At 41.4% G+C, this 17,973-nt stretch carries 15 protein-coding genes; 14 read left to right on the top strand and 1 reads right to left on the bottom strand.

Going from position 1 to position 17,973, the window contains the following annotated elements; all coding sequences use genetic code 11:
- The first annotated feature begins 38 nt into the window (after nucleotides 1–38).
- The 8 genes from WKT03_RS05270 to WKT03_RS05235 all read left to right on the top strand — a co-directional run bounded on the left by WKT03_RS05270 (nucleotide 39) and on the right by WKT03_RS05235 (nucleotide 7,678).
- The gene (locus WKT03_RS05270; RefSeq protein WP_416810453.1) at nucleotides 39–1,004 is read left to right on the top strand and encodes a Rossmann-like and DUF2520 domain-containing protein; all 966 of its coding nucleotides are present in this window, start codon (nucleotides 39–41) and stop codon (nucleotides 1,002–1,004) included.
- Nucleotides 1,005–1,120: 116 nt separating this feature from the next.
- Nucleotides 1,121–1,948 (top strand): 3-methyl-2-oxobutanoate hydroxymethyltransferase, encoded by an 828-nt coding sequence (gene panB / locus WKT03_RS05265; protein ID WP_117808367.1) that lies wholly within the window; start codon nucleotides 1,121–1,123, stop codon nucleotides 1,946–1,948.
- Nucleotides 1,949–2,014: 66 nt separating this feature from the next.
- Entirely contained in the window at nucleotides 2,015–2,866 is an 852-nt protein-coding gene (gene panC, locus WKT03_RS05260) for a pantoate--beta-alanine ligase (RefSeq protein ID WP_008403076.1), read from the top strand.
- 66 nt (nucleotides 2,867–2,932) lie between these two features.
- The gene (gene coaBC, locus WKT03_RS05255; RefSeq protein WP_021944041.1) at nucleotides 2,933–4,159 is read left to right on the top strand and encodes a bifunctional phosphopantothenoylcysteine decarboxylase/phosphopantothenate--cysteine ligase CoaBC; all 1,227 of its coding nucleotides are present in this window, start codon (nucleotides 2,933–2,935) and stop codon (nucleotides 4,157–4,159) included.
- A gap of 20 nt (nucleotides 4,160–4,179) precedes the next feature.
- Complete coding sequence (locus tag WKT03_RS05250) at nucleotides 4,180–4,656, top strand: VanZ family protein (protein ID WP_021944042.1); 477 nt, start codon at nucleotides 4,180–4,182, stop codon at nucleotides 4,654–4,656.
- Entirely contained in the window at nucleotides 4,643–4,954 is a 312-nt protein-coding gene (locus tag WKT03_RS05245) for a hypothetical protein (protein WP_021944043.1), read from the top strand. The genes WKT03_RS05250 and WKT03_RS05245 overlap by 14 nt, the downstream gene beginning before the upstream one ends.
- Nucleotides 4,955–4,958: 4 nt before the next feature.
- A complete protein-coding gene (locus tag WKT03_RS05240; protein ID WP_021944044.1) occupies nucleotides 4,959–5,555 on the top strand; it encodes an HD domain-containing protein in 597 nt (198 codons plus the stop codon).
- Entirely contained in the window at nucleotides 5,552–7,678 is a 2,127-nt protein-coding gene (locus WKT03_RS05235; protein ID WP_340391068.1) for an aminopeptidase, read from the top strand. The genes WKT03_RS05240 and WKT03_RS05235 overlap by 4 nt, the downstream gene beginning before the upstream one ends.
- 134 nt (nucleotides 7,679–7,812) lie before the next feature.
- Here the strand turns inward: WKT03_RS05235 and WKT03_RS05230 are convergent, their stop codons facing one another.
- Nucleotides 7,813–10,113 (bottom strand): diguanylate cyclase, encoded by a 2,301-nt coding sequence (locus WKT03_RS05230; RefSeq protein WP_117785015.1) that lies wholly within the window; start codon nucleotides 10,111–10,113, stop codon nucleotides 7,813–7,815.
- A gap of 284 nt (nucleotides 10,114–10,397) precedes the next feature.
- Between WKT03_RS05230 and purM the strand changes: the two genes are divergently transcribed.
- The 6 genes from purM (at nucleotide 10,398) to radA (ending at nucleotide 17,824) form a co-directional block, all read left to right on the top strand.
- Nucleotides 10,398–11,423, top strand: a complete 1,026-nt coding sequence (gene purM, locus WKT03_RS05225; RefSeq protein ID WP_021944047.1) for a phosphoribosylformylglycinamidine cyclo-ligase — start codon at nucleotides 10,398–10,400, stop codon at nucleotides 11,421–11,423.
- Nucleotides 11,417–12,043, top strand: a complete 627-nt coding sequence (purN, locus tag WKT03_RS05220; protein ID WP_021944048.1) for a phosphoribosylglycinamide formyltransferase — start codon at nucleotides 11,417–11,419, stop codon at nucleotides 12,041–12,043. The genes purM and purN overlap by 7 nt, the downstream gene beginning before the upstream one ends.
- Nucleotides 12,044–12,057: 14 nt before the next feature.
- Complete coding sequence (gene purD / locus WKT03_RS05215; RefSeq protein ID WP_117823582.1) at nucleotides 12,058–13,329, top strand: phosphoribosylamine--glycine ligase; 1,272 nt, start codon at nucleotides 12,058–12,060, stop codon at nucleotides 13,327–13,329.
- Nucleotides 13,330–13,464: 135 nt separating this feature from the next.
- A complete protein-coding gene (locus WKT03_RS05210; protein WP_340391067.1) occupies nucleotides 13,465–15,918 on the top strand; it encodes an ATP-dependent Clp protease ATP-binding subunit in 2,454 nt (817 codons plus the stop codon).
- 128 nt (nucleotides 15,919–16,046) lie between these two features.
- Nucleotides 16,047–16,463: a hypothetical protein gene (locus WKT03_RS05205; RefSeq protein ID WP_021944051.1), complete on the top strand. Its 417-nt coding sequence runs from the start codon at nucleotides 16,047–16,049 to the stop codon at nucleotides 16,461–16,463.
- An 8-nt stretch (nucleotides 16,464–16,471) separates the two neighbouring features.
- Nucleotides 16,472–17,824, top strand: coding sequence for a DNA repair protein RadA (gene radA / locus WKT03_RS05200; protein WP_021944052.1), 1,353 nt, complete (start codon nucleotides 16,472–16,474; stop codon nucleotides 17,822–17,824).
- Nucleotides 17,825–17,973: the final 149 nt, after the last annotated feature.

Raw genomic sequence — 17,973 nt, 5'->3', positions numbered from 1 at the left:
TCAGGTTCTCCTGCTTTACTTTTTACCTTGTAAATGGTATTGTAAATGGCGGATGGTATTCGAAAGAAACTATACCTGATTGTACACCACAGATAGAACAGGCGATAGCAGGTGATCATATGAGGATTGGATTTATCGGTGCAGGCAAAGTAGGCTTTACACTTGGAAAGTATCTTGAACAGAAGCTGAATAAAGAAGAGATACAAAAGAACCTTCCGGAGACAGTAACCGTATCCGGATATTACAGCAGACAGGTGGAGAGTGCAAAAGAAGCTGCAGCATTTACCAATACCGAAGCATTTGATGATTTGAAGAAGATCGTTTGCGCAAGTGACGTCCTGATGCTTACCGTTCCGGATGGAAGGATAGAAGCAGTATGGGACAGCATAAAAGCCTTTGATATCAAGGGCAAACTGATCTGTCATTGTAGTGGTGCGATGACATCTAATATTTTTTCAGGTGTAACAGAGGCAGGAGCCTTTGGTTATTCGATTCATCCTATGTATGCAATCAGTTCAACGACAAAATCCTACAGGGAAATGCAGAAATGTTTTTTTACCGTGGAAGGTGCTGAAGAGTGGGGAAATAAACTTTGCCGCTTTATTCGTCTTTTAGGAAATGACTGTGTACTTCTCTCAACAGAAAATAAAACAAAATATCATGCAGCTGCAGTATTTGCCAGCAATCTGGTGAATGGTCTGTATGGATCGGCAGTTTCATTACTGGAAGACTGCGGATTTGAAGAGAAACAGGCAGAGCAGGCACTTGTTCCGTTATTTATGGGAAATGCATCGCATATAGCAGAAGATGGCCCAGTGGCAGGTCTGACCGGACCAATCGAGAGAAATGACACAACGACAGTAAAGAAACATCTGAATGTTCTTGATGCAAATGAGAAACATATTTATATCAGCGTATCAGGAGCTGTACTTGCTTTAGCAGAGCAGAAATATCCCAACCGTGATTATTCTGAGATGAAGAAAATTCTTTCAGGACAGGAATGAGAAATGGGAATACTGCAATGCCGGGAACGATGGCAGGGAAAGCAGTAAGTTATGGCAATGCTGGATTTTGAAATGAACAAAAAATGAAATGATTTCAGAATAGGAGAATAAGACGTATGAAGAACACAACAACATCAATTATGCAGATGAAGAATTCCGGGCATAAGATTTCTATGCTGACAGCATATGATTATACGACAGCAAGATTATTGGATGAAGCAGGAGTCAACACGATTCTTGTCGGTGATTCCCTCGGAAATGTAATCCTTGGATATGAGGATACGATCTCTGTAACCGTAGAAGACATGATCCATCATAGCGCAGCCGTTGCAAGAGGAGCCAAGAATGCACTGGTTGTAACCGATCTTCCATTTATGTCCTATCAGACCAGTGTATATGACGCAGTCGTAAATGCAGGTCGTCTGATGAAGGAAGGCAGAGCCGGAGCTGTAAAGTTAGAAGGTGGTAAAGAAGTCTGTCCACAGATTAAAGCAATCGTATCAGCAGGAATCCCTGTTGTTGCACATCTGGGACTGACTCCGCAGTCGATCAATACTTTTGGTGGCTTTAAGGTTCAGGGTAAGACAGAAACAGCAGCTAAGAAGCTGATCGAGGATGCCAAGGCAGTAGAAGAAGCAGGTGCGTTTTTACTGGTGCTGGAGTGTGTCCCTGCAAAGCTTGCAAAGCTTGTAACAGAGAGCATCAACATTCCTACGATCGGAATCGGAGCAGGAGCAGGATGCGACGGACAGGTTCTTGTAATTTACGATATGCTTGGCATGTTCAGTGATTTCAAGCCGAAGTTTGTAAAGCATTTTGCTAATGCAGGAGACGTGATTCGTGAAGCAGTAAAGACTTATATAGCAGAGATTGACGATGGAACATTTCCGGCAGAAGAACACTGCTACAAAATTGATGATGAAGTAATCGATAAATTATACTAAGAGATAGAAGCTGCCTGAACCGGTAAAAACCGGGAGACAGGATCAGGAAAGGACTGGAAATCAGAAATGAAGATTTTAAAAACAGTAGATGAAGTAAGAAGTCAGGTTAAGGCATGGAAGAAAGAGGGCTTAAGTGTTGGACTTGTACCAACAATGGGATATCTCCATGAGGGACATCAGAGTCTGATCAGGAAATCCGTAGAACAGAATGACAGAACCGTTGTATCTGTATTTGTCAATCCGATGCAGTTTGGACCAACAGAGGATCTGGAGAGTTATCCAAGAGATCTTGATGCAGATGCAAAGTTATGCGAGACAACAGGTGCAGATGTGATTTTTCATCCGGAACCGGAAGAAATGTATAAGCCGGGATTTTGTTCTTATGTCAATATGACAGGGCTTCCGGATGCATTATGCGGACTGACTCGTCCGGTACATTTCAAAGGTGTATGTACAGTTGTAAATAAATTATTCAATATCGTTCAGCCGGATCGTGCTTATTTTGGTCAGAAGGATGCACAGCAGCTTGCGATCATCATGCGTATGGTTACAGATCTGAACATGGATATTGAGATTGTTGGATGTCCGATCATCCGTGAGGCAGATGGCCTTGCCAAGAGTTCCAGAAATATTTATCTGAAGCCGGAAGAACGTCAGGCAGCAGTTGTACTGAGCAAGTCAGTTAAGCTTGGACAGAAAATGATCGAAGATGGTGAGCGAGATGCGAAGAAGATTGTAGCAGCAATGAAAGACCTGATCGGATCAGAGCCACTTGCAGATATTGATTATGTTGAGATGGTGGATATGGATACCATGAAGTCAATCGATATAGTAGAGGGACATGTCCTTTGTGCTATGGCAGTCAGATTTGGCAAGGCAAGATTGATCGATAACTTTATCCTTGATATGAACAAATAACAGCCGGATCAGCATTCGCCCCGGACAGAATGATTTTCAATGATACGATGCAGAATGGAGAAAATGATGTTAAAGAATAAGACCGTTGTTTTAGGTGTAACAGGAAGTATAGCAGCATATAAGATGGCAAATGTTGCCAGTATGCTTGTAAAACTGCATGCAGATGTAAATGTCATCATGACAGAAAATGCGACCAATTTTATCAATCCGATCACATTTGAGACCTTAACAGGAAATAAGTGTCTGGTGGATACCTTTGACCGTAATTTTCAGTTTAACGTAGAACACGTTGCACTTGCAAAACGGGCAGATATCTTTATGGTTGCTCCTGCATCGGCAAATATCATTGGGAAGATCGCAGGCGGCATTGCAGATGATATGTTGAGTACTACGATCATGGCAGCAAAATGTCCGAAACTGATCGCACCTGCAATGAACACGAATATGTTAGAGAATCCGATCGTTCAGGATAACATCAGGAAATTACAGTCCTACGGCTATGAGATCATAGAGTCGGCAAGCGGATACCTTGCCTGTGGAGATACAGGCAAGGGGAAGCTTCCGAATGAACAGTTGTTAGTTGATTATATATTAAAGTATATTGCAGCAGAGAAGGATATGCAGGGAATAAAAGTACTTGTTACTGCAGGTCCTACGATGGAAGCAATCGACCCGGTTCGCTTTATTTCCAATCATTCAACCGGTAAAATGGGATATGCAATCGCCAGACAGGCGATGCTTCGTGGGGCGGATGTGACACTTGTAACAGGAAAGGTAGCGATCACACCGCCAGAATTCGTAACAGTAGTGCCGGTTACCTCTGCACAGGATATGTATGAAGCAGTAACGGCTGCCAGTGCAGATCAGGATATCATTATCAAGGCTGCCGCCGTTGCAGATTACAAACCGGCAGAAGTATCAGATAACAAGATCAAGAAATCGGATGCTGATATGAGCATTCCACTTACAAGAACAAAAGATATTCTTGCATTCCTTGGAATGCAGAGAGAAGAGGCAAGAAAGACAGATGGGGACAGCAGACTTGCCAGACAGATTATATGCGGATTTTCGATGGAGACACAGAATCTGCTGGAGAATTCCAGAAAGAAACTGGAAAAGAAGAAGATCGATATAGTCGCAGCAAATAACTTAAAGACAGCGGGAGCTGGATTTGGAACAGATACCAATGTGCTGACATTGATCACACAGGATGAAGATATTGAATTGCCACAGATGAGTAAAGAGGAGTGTGCAGACAGACTTCTTACCCAGTTAATAAAAATGAGGAAATAATATTAACCTGGAGGCTGGCGTTGAGCATAGAAAATAAGAAAAAGCTGCGGGTGTTATGCCTGGTGCTATTCATTTTATACAGTATATCCATTGTTTATTTCCTGATATTCAGCGATATGTTTGGAAGGGGACATGGATATGAAGAGATGCGGTACAATCTGACACCGTTTCTCGAGATTAAGCGTTTCGTAAAGTACAGAAGTTATATGACGAACACAAGCGTGATGTTGAATCTGGTTGGAAATGTTCTTGCTTTTGTACCATTTGGAATGTTGATCCGTTGGGTCAGAGGTAAAAAGACCGGATTTTTTACAGCGACTCTGGCGGCATTTGCGTTTTCGTTAAGTATTGAACTGGTACAGTTGATAACAAAACTTGGGGTGTTTGATGTTGATGATATTATCATGAATACCTTTGGCGGCATGCTTGGATATATCATATATTATATTCTGGCACGATTTGACAGAAAAAGGAGAAAAAAGATTGAAAAACAGTGATTTCAGGGTTTCTCCACCCGGAAGTTCAGGAGATACGATCATTTCATATATATTGGGAATTTTGGGCGGAATCTTTATAATACTTTCCGTGATCAAATCCATTATATCAAGAGGTACGGTAGAACGTATCTATGGGGTATTGATGATCAGTGCATTTTTGATGGCATTTACCGGAATTGTATTCGGCGTGATCGGGTATCATGCAGAAGAAGGTGGGGTTACATCTAAGAAAATGGCGGTTTATCTGAATATCATAGTTTTTATTATATCAGGCATCTTTTTTATGAAGGGAATATAAGAGTGTGGATGAGAGACTGAAGAAACAACTGGATTTTATACTGGAGGTTGACAAGAGCAAATTTGTAGTCAGACAGACGTATCTGACAGATGGAATCAGAAAAGAAGATGATGCAGAACATTCCTGGCATATTGCACTTATGGCAATCTTACTGGCGGAATATTCAAATGAACCGGTTGACGTATTAAGAGTGGTTTCCATGCTGCTGGTTCATGATCTGATCGAGATAGATGCAGGTGATACATATGCATATGATAAAAATGCAAATGCAACAAAAAGAGAACGGGAATTAAAGGCTGCTGACCGGATATTTAATATCCTGCCGGAAGATCAGGCGAAGAAGCTTCGTGGACTCTGGGATGAATTTGAGGAGTATCAGACGCCGGAAGCCAAATTTGCACATGTAATGGATAATCTGGCGCCGGTTATGTTAAGTGATGCCGTTGGAGGAAAAAGCTGGAAAGAGCATGGCGTTTTCGAGAACCAGGTGTATGGTAGAAACAAGCGGACACCAGAGGGATCAGAGACGTTATATCAGGTGATTGATGAGGTGTTCCGGAAGAACATTCAACTTGGAAACATAAAGGGAGACAATAAATGACATATTATAAGGATATAACAGCAGAATATGAAGATATCGAAGATCGTTACGAACTGATGGTTGAGCGGATCCGTTCGATCACAAAAGAAGAAACAGTGGACATGCGGTATCGGGATTATTTTGTAAGAACTGGAGAATTTTTACTGCAGTTAGATAAAGTGATCGAAAAGGTAAAAAGTGGGATGTCCATTTCGGAGAGCTGTACAGCGGGAGAATTACAGCAGATAAATGCAGCACTTTATCAGGATGTTATGCCTGAAAATTACGAAACGAGTTATTGCAACTATGAATACACCAGACAGATGTTTGGTGAGAAAATAGCAGAGGACGAGATTGAAGACATAGACAAGCGGGAATATTTATTTGCTGACTATCTGACATTTCTTTGTTATGAATTCCATGGACTGATCGCGGCAGCATTTGAAGGAAGAGTTGTAGACCTTACTGTATGGTTTGAATTGTTTGTGGAGGTATATGGGATCTTTGAGGATTTTCCATCTGTTAAAGCAGTAAAAGATGCCATTTATTATTTTGAACATGATTATGCGGAGTTCTTCATGGATTATCGTGTGCGTGAGAAGATGGATCCGATTCTTTCCTTTGCGACAGATATTGTCATGGAATGTGAAGACGGAGATAACAGCTATTTATATGAATATGGCGAATACATCGGAAAGAATGAATTGGAAACGGAAGCGTTTCTTCGCAGGATGTCATCAGAAAAAGTGGCGTCGATTGCCCGGACTTATACAGAAGGGTTTCGACAGGGCTTTGTAGCGGCCGGAATTGATATGTCAAAAAAGAAGCATGTAAATATCCGGTATTCGATTGGTATGGAGCGCATCGTAAAAGCTGCAATCCTCCAGTTCCGTGATATGGGGCTGGAACCGTTATGCTTCCGTTATGATACCAACCGGATCAATCGGATCAGAATGAACCGGATTGGTTATGTAGGTACTCCGGTAAATAAGCAGATGGATTACGATCATCAGATGGATCAGGCGTTATTCCTTGATCGTAAGCTGATGGAACGAAAGTTAGAGATAATGCGTGGCGCTTATGAGAAATACAGATATGAGGCGTCTGTATATGCAGGACCGGCGTGTATCGAGATCTTTGGTGAGACACCGTTTGAACCGGTAAGCAAGCCGGGACAGCTTACGCTTAGCAAGAAGCAGCAGGAGCTTGGTGTGGAATATACCAATGAACTGTCACAGATCGTGAATGAATATATACCGGGGGATGAGTACAGCTTTACGATCATCGCATATCCAATGCCGGAGATCGGAGATGATTATGAAGAAATATTTGAACAGATCATCCGGATCAACAATCTGGAAAGTGATGTATACCGTCCGGTTCACCAGATGATCATCGATGAGCTGGATCAGGCAGAATGGGTACATGTGATTGGACAGAATGGTAATCAGACTGATATGAAGGTATCGATGCATGTGTTAGAGCGCCCGGAGACAGAGACAAATTTTGAGAACTGTCTGGCGGATGTGAATATTCCTCTTGGCGAGGTTTTTACATCGCCGAAGCTTACCGGAACGCATGGAGTTTTAAATGTGAGTGAGGTCTATCTGAATGATCTGAAATATGTTGATCTTAAGCTGACCTTTGAAGATGGAAAGATCAAAACTTACACCTGTAAGAACTTTGACAGAGAAGAAGATAATGTAAAATTTGTAAAGGATAATCTTTTGGGCGGACGGGATACACTGCCGATCGGAGAGTTTGCGATCGGAACGAATACGACCGCATATGTACTTGCAAATAAATATAACATGGTATATAAATTGCCGATACTGATCGTAGAGAAGATGGGACCGCATTTTGCAGTCGGTGATACCTGCTATAGCTGGAGCGAAGAAAATATCCTTCATAATCCGGACGGCAAGGAAATCGTTGCAAAGGATAATGAGTGCTCGATCCTTCGAAAGACGGATATCAGCAAGGCATATTTTAACTGTCATACCGATATTACGATACCATATGATGAGATCGGAGGCATTTATTCGGTTCATGCAGATGGAACGAGAGTTGCCATTATCGAAAATGGCAGATTTGTTCTTCCGGGAACAGAGATGTTAAATGAGCCGTTTAAAGAGGAAAAATAAAAAATAAACCATATAAATGAGAGTGGATTCATCATCCTGAACATGGGAGAGAAACTATCATTTATATGGTTTATTTTATTTCACAGCGTTTATCTGTGCTTTTATAAAGAAGTTAGTATTCGTATCGTATTTTATTATTTTAAAACAGACATTCGCTTATATCGTTTATTTGAATACAGTGCGCTGTCTGCCTGGCTTAACAGATCCTCAATCTTGATATTCGGATCGCAGGAAAATTCCGATACACCGACACTCATTTCGATATAATATGGTTTGCCACAGGTTTCATTTAATTCAGTGGACAATTCCTGAATCCTTGCCTGTACAGTCTTAGGAAAATCAAGATCATCAATGAAAGCAAAACATACAAACTCATCACCGCCGATTCGACCGACAATGTCACTCGCCCGGAAACTTGTCATCAGGATATTTGCAATATTCTTTAAAGCAAAATCTCCATCGTTGTGTCCGAATTTATCGTTTACGATCTTTAAGCTGTCCATGTCTGCAAACAGTAGCATTGCCTTACGTCCATGATTGGCAGGTTTATTGATCAGGTATTCTACTTTTTCCATTAATCCACGTCTGTTATTGACGCCGGTCAGTTCATCGGAGGTAGACAGGTGATTTAACAGCTCATTTTTTTCATGGATCTCATTTAAGGACATTACTAATTGTTCTTTTGTCTGGATCTGTTCTTTTAAAAGTGATAAATATTTAAAAGAAGCCCCAAGATGAAGAGAAGTTGTATAAATGTGTCCAAAGTGATCTACATCTGTATTACATACAAACAGACCATGATGTTGTTCATTTGTAAAAATAGGAACAATAACAGCGGTAAATCTATCTTCAAAACCGGTATATTCATTGTCAAAGATATCGGTAGATGCAATACGACGTGTTTCACCTGATAAAACAGCTGTATGTTTTGGATTGTAAAAAGCTTGAAGATACAAAGTATCCGGCGTTTTCCAGCTTCCGTCCGGTTGAATGGCGACGGGTTCATCGTACGCATATAAATAAGATGCTGCAAATCCAAGGTCTTTTAATTTAGCAAGCATAGATGAAAAGGTTTTTGCTGTATCGGTTCCATATGTAAGAGTATCTCTTGTAATATAGATTGAAGACCATGATCCCGTTTTGCTGTCATGTTCCTGTTGGTACAAAGAAGTTGACAAAAACTGTGCGATAGCACTTGTAATATGAGAATTTAGCCGATAGTATTCAGACCGTTTATCCGGATCGTTGATTAATGCTATGATGACACCGGAAAAACAACGGAATGAAAATGCAATATTGGTTACTGAAAAGAAACTTGTGACAGGAGATGACAATAATGACATCAGTTTGTCTACAATCAGATTCTTTGGATATGGTTTTGCCTTTGGTAAAACAGCAATTTCTATTATATCCTTCCAGATGCTGTTGATCTGATCAAGAACAATCGTACCAAAAAAGCTGTTTTTAATGTTGCCTAAAATAGAATCATCACAGTATTCCAGAATATCTGTTACAGTAGAGAAATTGTCAATCGGCATATGTTCGGTATTTTCATGCAGACTGCACCCACATGATAATCGTTTTACAAAGTGGGAATCCAAGACAGAAGAACAGAATTCGCCTGCCTTAATATCCTGAATGATCTTGCCAACGGCACGATAGCCCAATGCAGGGGTGTTCGCGTTTACGGTTGTAAGGGGTGGAACCATAGTTACGGAACCGGGAGCGTTGTCAAAACCGATTACACTGATATCAACTCCGATTCGGATGTTACGGCTTTTCAATTCCTGATAGCCGCCGATAGCCATCTGATCGTTAGAGAAAATAATTGCATCAGCATCCGGATTATCATCAAGCAGTTTGCCGACAATCTCACGACTGTATTCAGAATAATCACCGTATACGATCATATCTTCGGTGACCGGTATGTTGTGAGCTTTCATTGTAGTTCGGTATACATTCAAACGTTCCAGAGCATCTTCATTTGTCTTTCTTCCGGCAACAAAACAGATATGCTTTCGGTTGTGATGAATAATCAGATGTTCGATGGCATCTCGAAGACCGGCAGTACTGTCGGTCTGTAAACAAGGATAACCTGAAACCTTAGATTCCAGAGTAAGGATCGGAATATCTTTAAAAGTATCCAAAAATGCTTCAATACTTTTTTGTGATATAAAAGATGCGATCGTGCCAACGGACACGATCAGGGCATCCAGATTTTCTTTTTTAGCATAATAAAAAACAGAGTTGTACTGATAATCATAAATTTCGTTTTCAGGATCGTTAAATGAAGCATTTAAAAACATGCCCGGAAAGACGATAAGATTCACGTCTAGCTCTTTCGCTGCGTATTCAGCTCCTTTACATATTTCATTTGCATATTCATTGTCGAGATGACATATGAATAATCCGATGTTTAATCTATTATTTGTCATACAACTACCTCTTGTTAACGAAAAAAACAGTTACTCTGCATATAACGTTATATTACCATAAATGGGAATCATTATCAAATTATATTTGATATTTATATAGTATTTTTCAAAAAAAAGAAACACGCTTTGCTGACAAATAAAATTGTGCCGAACAGAGACCTGTTTTGGGCTGGTATATTTGTGAGAATGGCTTCTTTACAAACAGAAATTAATCCCGTATAATTTATAAGAATCAATTGGCATGAAAATGCACTTTATAATGGATAAAACAGGAGGATTTTACAATGGATTACAAGAATGCCGGCGTTGATATTGAGGCAGGATATAAGTCAGTAGAACTTATGAAGAAGCACATCAAGACAACCATGAGACCAGAGGTATTAGGTGGTATCGGAGGTTTTGCTGGTGCGTTCAGTCTTGCAAAGATCAAAGAGATGAAAGAGCCTGTATTACTGTCTGGAACAGATGGATGCGGTACAAAAGTACAGCTTGCATATATCATGGATAAGCACGATACGATCGGAATCGATGCTGTGGCTATGTGTGTGAATGATATTGCATGTTCTGGTGGAGAACCTCTTTTCTTCCTGGATTATATAGCATGTGGTAAGAATTATCCGGAAAAGATCGCTACGATCGTAAGTGGTGTTGCAGAAGGCTGTAACCAGTCCGGCGCAGCTTTAGTTGGCGGCGAGACAGCAGAGCATCCGGGACTTATGCCGGAGAATGAGTATGACCTTGCAGGATTTGCTGTTGGTGTCGTAGAGAAGGATGAACTTATCACAGGAGAGAATATCAAAGCCGGAGATACATTGATCGGTATCGCTTCAAGCGGTGTACACAGCAATGGTTTTTCACTGGTTCGTAAAGTATTTGAGATGACAAAGGAATCTCTGGATACATATTATGATGAACTTGGAACAACACTTGGCGAAGCACTTCTTGCTCCGACAAGAATTTATGTAAAAGCATTAAAGGCAGTAAAGGATGCCGGTGTAATGATTAAGGGTTGCAGCCATATCACAGGCGGCGGTTTCTATGAGAACATTCCAAGAATGCTTCCGGACGGAGCTCGTGCGCAGGTGAAGAAGGACTCATATGAAGTGCCTGCTATATTCAAGCTCCTTGCAAAGAAGGGCGATATAGATGAGCATATGATGTACAATACATATAACATGGGAGTTGGTATGTGCCTTGCAATAGATCCTACAGATGCAGATAAGACAATAGCAGCTATAGAGAGTGCCGGAGACAAGGCATTTGTTCTCGGTACAGTAGTAGCCGGTGAAAAGGGAGTAGATTTATGCTAAGAATAGCAGTTCTGGTTTCCGGTGGCGGTACGAACTTACAGGCGATCATTGATGCAATCGCAGCAGGAAAGATCACAGACACCGAGATTGCAGCAGTTATCAGTAATAATAGAAATGCCTATGCACTGGAACGTGCAAAACAGGCAGGTATAAAAGATATCGTAGTATCACCAAAGGATTTTGAAACAAGAGATGTATTTAATGAGAATCTGTTGAAGATTTTACAGGAAGTGAATCCGGATCTGATCGTACTTGCGGGATACCTTGTAGTTATTCCGGAGATTGTGATTGATGCATTTGAGAACCGGATTATCAATATCCATCCTTCTCTGATTCCTGCTTTTTGTGGTACAGGCTATTATGGACTCAAGGTTCATGAGGCAGCGTTAAAAAGAGGTGTAAAAGTAGTAGGTGCTACGGTACATTTTGTAGATAAAGGAACCGATACCGGTCCGATCATTATGCAGAAAGCGGTTGCGGTACAAAACGGAGATACTCCGAAGGTGCTTCAGCAGAGAGTCATGGAGCAGGCAGAGTGGAATATTCTACCTGCTGCTATTGATAAGATTGCACATGGAAAGGTTCGGATCGAAGACGGTATAACAGTTGTGGAAGACTGACAGGAGGAAAACAAATGAAGATTTTAGTTGTAGGTGGCGGCGGAAGAGAGCATGCTATTATTACAAGTATTGCAAAGAGCAGTAAAGTAACAAAAATCTATTGTGCACCGGGAAATGCAGGTATTGCAGAATTGGCAGAATGTGTGGATATCGGTGTTATGGAATTTGATAAACTGGTTGATTTCGCAAAGAAGGAAGCAGTTGATCTTGCAGTTGTAGCTCCGGATGACCCGTTGGTTGCCGGTGCAGTTGATGCATTTGAAGCAGCGGGCATCCGCGCATTCGGCCCTCGAGCAAATGCAGCGATCATCGAAGGCTCAAAGGCATTTTCCAAGGATCTTATGAAAAAATACAATATACCTACAGCCGCATATGAGAATTTTACAGATGCAGAATCAGCACTTGCATATCTTGAAACGGCAAGCTTCCCGATCGTATTAAAAGCAGATGGACTGGCACTTGGTAAAGGTGTTCTGATCTGTAAGGATCTGGAAGAAGCAAAAGCCGGTGTAAAAGAGATCATGCTGGATAAGCATTTTGGAAATGCGGGAAATACTATGGTTATCGAGGAATTCATGACAGGACGTGAGGTGTCTGTTCTTGCATTCTGTGATGGTACAACGATCAAACCTATGACTTCCGCACAGGATCATAAGCGTGCACAGGACGGTGATCAAGGATTGAATACCGGTGGAATGGGAACATTTTCACCAAGCCCATTTTATACAGATGAGATCGCAGATTATTGCATGGAGAATATATACAAGCCTACAATGGCAGCCATGAAGGCAGAGAAAAGAGAATTCAAGGGTGTATTATTCTGCGGACTTATGATCACGCCACAGGGCGTAAAGGTACTGGAATATAATGCAAGATTTGGAGATCCGGAGGCGCAGGTTGTTCTTCCTAGAATGAAGAATGATATCATTGATGTATTTGAGGCGTGTATTGACGGAACTCTGGATCAGGTAGAACTTGAATTTGAAGACAACGCTGCTGTATGTGTAGTACTTGCATCTGACGGTTATCCGGTTTCCTATAAGAAAGGATATCCGATCTCAGGTCTAGAGACATTCAAAGACAAGGACGGATACTATGTATTCCATGCCGGAACTAAGTTTGAAGACGGCAAAGTTGTAACAAATGGCGGTCGTGTACTTGGAGTAACAGCTACAGGAAAGGATCTTCATGAAGCCCGTGCAAATGCATACAAGGCAACCGAGTGGATCACATTTGAGAATAAATATATGCGTCATGATATCGGTAAAGCGATTGATGAGTGTTAATTATTATTGAAAGATATACGAAAGAAAAAAGTCTCTGGGGAACATACTAATATATGGGAGCCGGGGACTTTTGTATCATAACAGAAGATAGTAGGCAGAAAATGTCATATACTATGAAAAAAGAGGTGACATAATTTGAAACTTCCGAACAGTGAAAAATTACAGGAAATATTAAAAGAAGCCAAACGGATATCCAAGAAGCTGGGGCAGAACTATATAGGAAGTGAACATCTGTTGATGGCACTTACCTTTGTCAGTGATACGGCACCGTTTGTTGTTTTACAGGAAAATGGAGTAACGATACAGTCGATCATTAATATCTTAAGCCAGATACCATTAGCCGGAGGAACCTTTGGCGCAGAGAAAAGCAAATATACAAAATCCGCAGAGTCGATTCTGGAGCTTGCGGGAAATGAAGCAAAACGTCTGGAAAGTACAGAGGTAGGAAGTGAGCATCTTCTGATTGCCATTTTGAAGCATCTGGATTGTACGGCGGTAAAAATCATACTGTCATTAAAGGCAAATATACAGAAAATATATGTAGACATCATGTCTGCATGTGGAGTGGATGGCAGTACGGCAAAGAAAGAATTTGTAAGTCTGAAAAAGGGAAAGAATAAATCCAAGGCATCGGCAACACCGACGTTGGATCAGTTCTCCAGAGATATGACGATGGATGCCCGTATGGGAAATCTAGATCCGGTTATAGGCAGAGAGAAAGAGATAGAGCGTGTGCTTCAGATTTTAAGCAGACGTATGAAGAACAACCCATGTATGGTTGGAGAACCGGGTGTAGGTAAGACTGCGGTAGCAGAGGGGATTGCTTACCTGATCGCTGCGGGAGATGTGCCGGATACAGTACGGGATAAGCGACTGTTGTCGCTAGATTTATCCAGTATGGTAGCGGGTTCCAAGTACCGTGGAGAATTTGAGGAACGGATCAAGAAGGTGATCGCAGAGGTAAAAAATGCCGGAAACGTCATTCTGTTTGTGGATGAGCTTCATACGATCATCGGAGCCGGTGGAGCAGAGGGAGCAATCGATGCATCTAATATCTTAAAACCATCCTTATCGCGCGGAGAGATCCAGATGATCGGAGCGACGACGCGTGCAGAATACAGAAAATATATAGAAAAGGATGCAGCGTTGGAGCGAAGATTTCAGCCGGTCTATGTGGAAGAGCCGACCAATGAAGAAACAGTAGAGATCTTAAAGGGACTTCGCTCTGCATACGAGGAACATCATCATGTAGAGATCAGTGATCAGGCACTGGAAGCAGCGGTATCATTATCGGTTCGATATATCAGTGACCGTTTCCTGCCGGATAAAGCTATTGATCTGATGGATGAAGCCTGTTCCAGAAAACGTCTGGGATTCGGAAAGAAAGCAAAGAAGACACTGCCATTGGAGCTTGAGATACAGGCGTTTTCCGATGATATTGAGAACCTTTTAGAGGCTGGAGATATTGATGAAGCGGCAGAACTGTTAAAGAAACAGAGAAAGCTGGAAACAAAGCTCGATAAAATGAAGCAGAATAAAAATGCGAAAAGTGTTGTAGTAGATGCAGAGGATATTGCGGATGTTGTATCTGTATGGACGAAGATTCCGGTAAACAAACTGACCGAACAGGAATCCAAACGTCTGGAACGTCTGGAAGAGGAGTTGCATAAGAGAGTTGTCGGTCAGAATGAGGCAGTTGATGCGGTAGCAAGGGCTATCAAGAGAAGCCGTGTAGGCTTAAAAGATCCAAAACGTCCGGTTGGTTCGTTCTTATTCCTTGGGCCTACCGGTGTAGGTAAGACTGAATTGTCGAAAGCTCTTGCAGAAGCAGTATTTGGCAGTGAGGACGCATTGATCCGTGTTGATATGTCGGAGTACATGGAGAAACACAGTGTGTCGAAGCTGATCGGGTCACCTCCGGGCTATGTTGGCTTTGAGGAAGGTGGACAGCTTAGTGAGAAGGTTCGTTCCAATCCATACTCTGTTATATTGTTTGATGAGATAGAAAAGGCACACAGTGATGTGTTTAATATATTATTACAGGTATTGGATGATGGACATATCACAGATTCTCAGGGCAGAAAAGTAGATTTTAAGAACACGATTATTATCATGACATCTAATACAGGCGCACAGAGGATTATTGATCCGAAGAAGCTTGGATTTGTTACCGCGTCAAATGCAGATACAGAGCACGAAGATATGAAGAAGAATGTTATGGATGAGGTAAAACAGAACTTCAAGCCGGAGTTCTTGAACCGTATTGACGACATTATCGTATTCCGTGCACTGACGGAGGAGGATGTAAGAAATATTTCGAATCTTCTATTAAAAGAATTAAAGCAGCGTGTTGCATCGCAGATGGAGATTCAGTTGAAGTTTGGAGATGCAGTTAAGAAACTGATCTTTGAGAAAGGCTACGATAAGAAATACGGAGCAAGACCGTTGAAACGTGCGATTCAGACGAATATAGAAGATGAGCTTGCAGAAGCAGTCTTAAAAGGTGAGATCAAACGGGGAGATACCGTTCAGGTGACTGTGCGCAACGATAAGGTGAAGTTTGTAGTAAAAAATGAACCTGAAAAGTAGTTGCTTCCAAATCTATAAAATAATTGTGAACTGATTATATTTGGTGTGGCAAAAGCCGGAGCATTATTGTATAATCAGATTATAAAAGTGCCGGGTAAGGCATGAGTATAATGTACAGGAGGATAAAAATGTCAGTAATCAACGATTTAATTAACATAGAGTCCGATTCACTGGATTTCGGAAATTATGAATTAGCAACAAAGACAAAGAAAGATGGTATTGAATATAAAGGTGATATCTATAAGATCAAGACTTTCAATGAGATCACCAAGCTTGAGAAGAATGGTATGTTTGTATATGAATCAGTACCGGGTACAGCAGTACATGGCTTCCGTTCATCAGAAGAAGATGTATCATTTATAGTAGAAGGAACAGAGACCTCATCTATTACACTGGAGCTGGAACCGGAAACAGATTACAAGATTCATATTGATGATATATATGTAGGAAAGAATAAAACAAATCTCGGTGGCAAGTTAAGCATCAGTGTAGATCTTGAGCCGGGCAGAGAAGTAAAGGTAGACGTCAGAAAAGCATTTGACTAGGAGTTTATATGGCAAAAGAAAAACAGATCTTTTTTTGCCGGGAATGTGGATTTGAGTCAGCAAAATGGATGGGACAGTGTCCGGGATGCAGATCCTGGAATACGTTCTGTGAAGAAAAAGTAACGGTAGGCGCCAGAAAACAGTCCGGAGGACGGACTGCTGTGGTGCCTACAAGTATTTTAGAAGTAAAAACGGCTGATGAGACAAGATTTTCCACAGGACTGGAAGAATTGAACAGAGTACTTGGAGGAGGAATCGTAAACGGTTCTCTTGTTTTGGTAGGGGGAGATCCCGGTATCGGTAAGTCGACAATCCTGCTTCAGATGTGCAGAAATCTATCAGCGGACGGTCATAAGATTCTTTATGTTTCAGGTGAGGAATCTTTGTCACAGATCAAGATGCGTGCGGAACGAATTGGTACATTTCAGAAGGATATGCTGCTTTTGTGTGTAAATAATCTGGAAGATGTAGAAGAATATGTCAAGAAAGACAAACCGAAGGTTATTGTTATCGACTCGATTCAGACAATAGTAGTAGAGGATATAGCATCGGCGCCGGGAAGCGTATCTCAGGTAAAAGAGGTAACAGCACGTTTGATGCAGATGGCAAAACAGATGGATATAGCGATCTTTATCGTTGGACATGTTACGAAGGAAGGAACGGTAGCAGGTCCGAGAAATCTGGAACATATGGTAGATACGGTGTTGTACTTTGAAGGCGATCGTAATGCAGGTTTCCGTATTCTTCGTGCGGTAAAGAACCGATTTGGCTCAACAAATGAGATTGGTGTATTTGAAATGCTTGAAACCGGCTTGTCAGAGGTGAATAATCCATCAAAGGTTATGCTGGCAGGTAGACCGCTTCAGACATCCGGTTCGGTTGTAGTATGTTCTTTAGAAGGAACCAGACCGATCCTGCTGGAGATCCAGGCACTGGTCTGCCAGACCAGCTTTAATCTGCCGAGACGTACAACAGTTGGTTTGGACTATAATCGTGTGAACCTTCTTCTTGCGGTACTTGAAAAGAGAGCGGGAATGGTGTTATCAGGAAGTGATGCATATGTCAATATAGCCGGTGGTATGCGGCTTGATGATCCGGCAGCAGATCTTGGAATTGTATTTGCACTTGTTTCCAGTTTTCGTAATCGTCCATTGGATGAGAGTATGGTCGTATTCGGTGAAGTAGGACTTTCAGGAGAAGTCCGTGGCGTATCCGCAGCAGAGCAGCGTGTAAGAGAAGCGGTAAAAATGGGATTCCAGACATGTATTATGCCAAAGACAAATGCAGAGCATCTTAAGAGTATAGAGGGCATAAAAGTAGTAGGAGTATCGAATATCAGTCAGGCGTTAGAGTACATATAAGATTGTATTTATTTTAATACAATTTTTGTCAAAAAAAGTGTTGACATCTGACGTCTGATTTAGTATTATATCAACTGTTCGCGGTACGAAACACCGAACGAACAAAGATCACAACTTACATATTTCATGATGATTCTCATCTGGAAAGC

The sequence above is a fragment of the Coprococcus sp. HCN-4056 genome (assembly GCF_037892645.1).
Taxonomy (GTDB): Bacteria; Bacillota; Clostridia; order Lachnospirales; family Lachnospiraceae; genus Coprococcus; species Coprococcus ammoniilyticus.
This window is presented reverse-complemented; position numbering and strand designations above follow the sequence as displayed.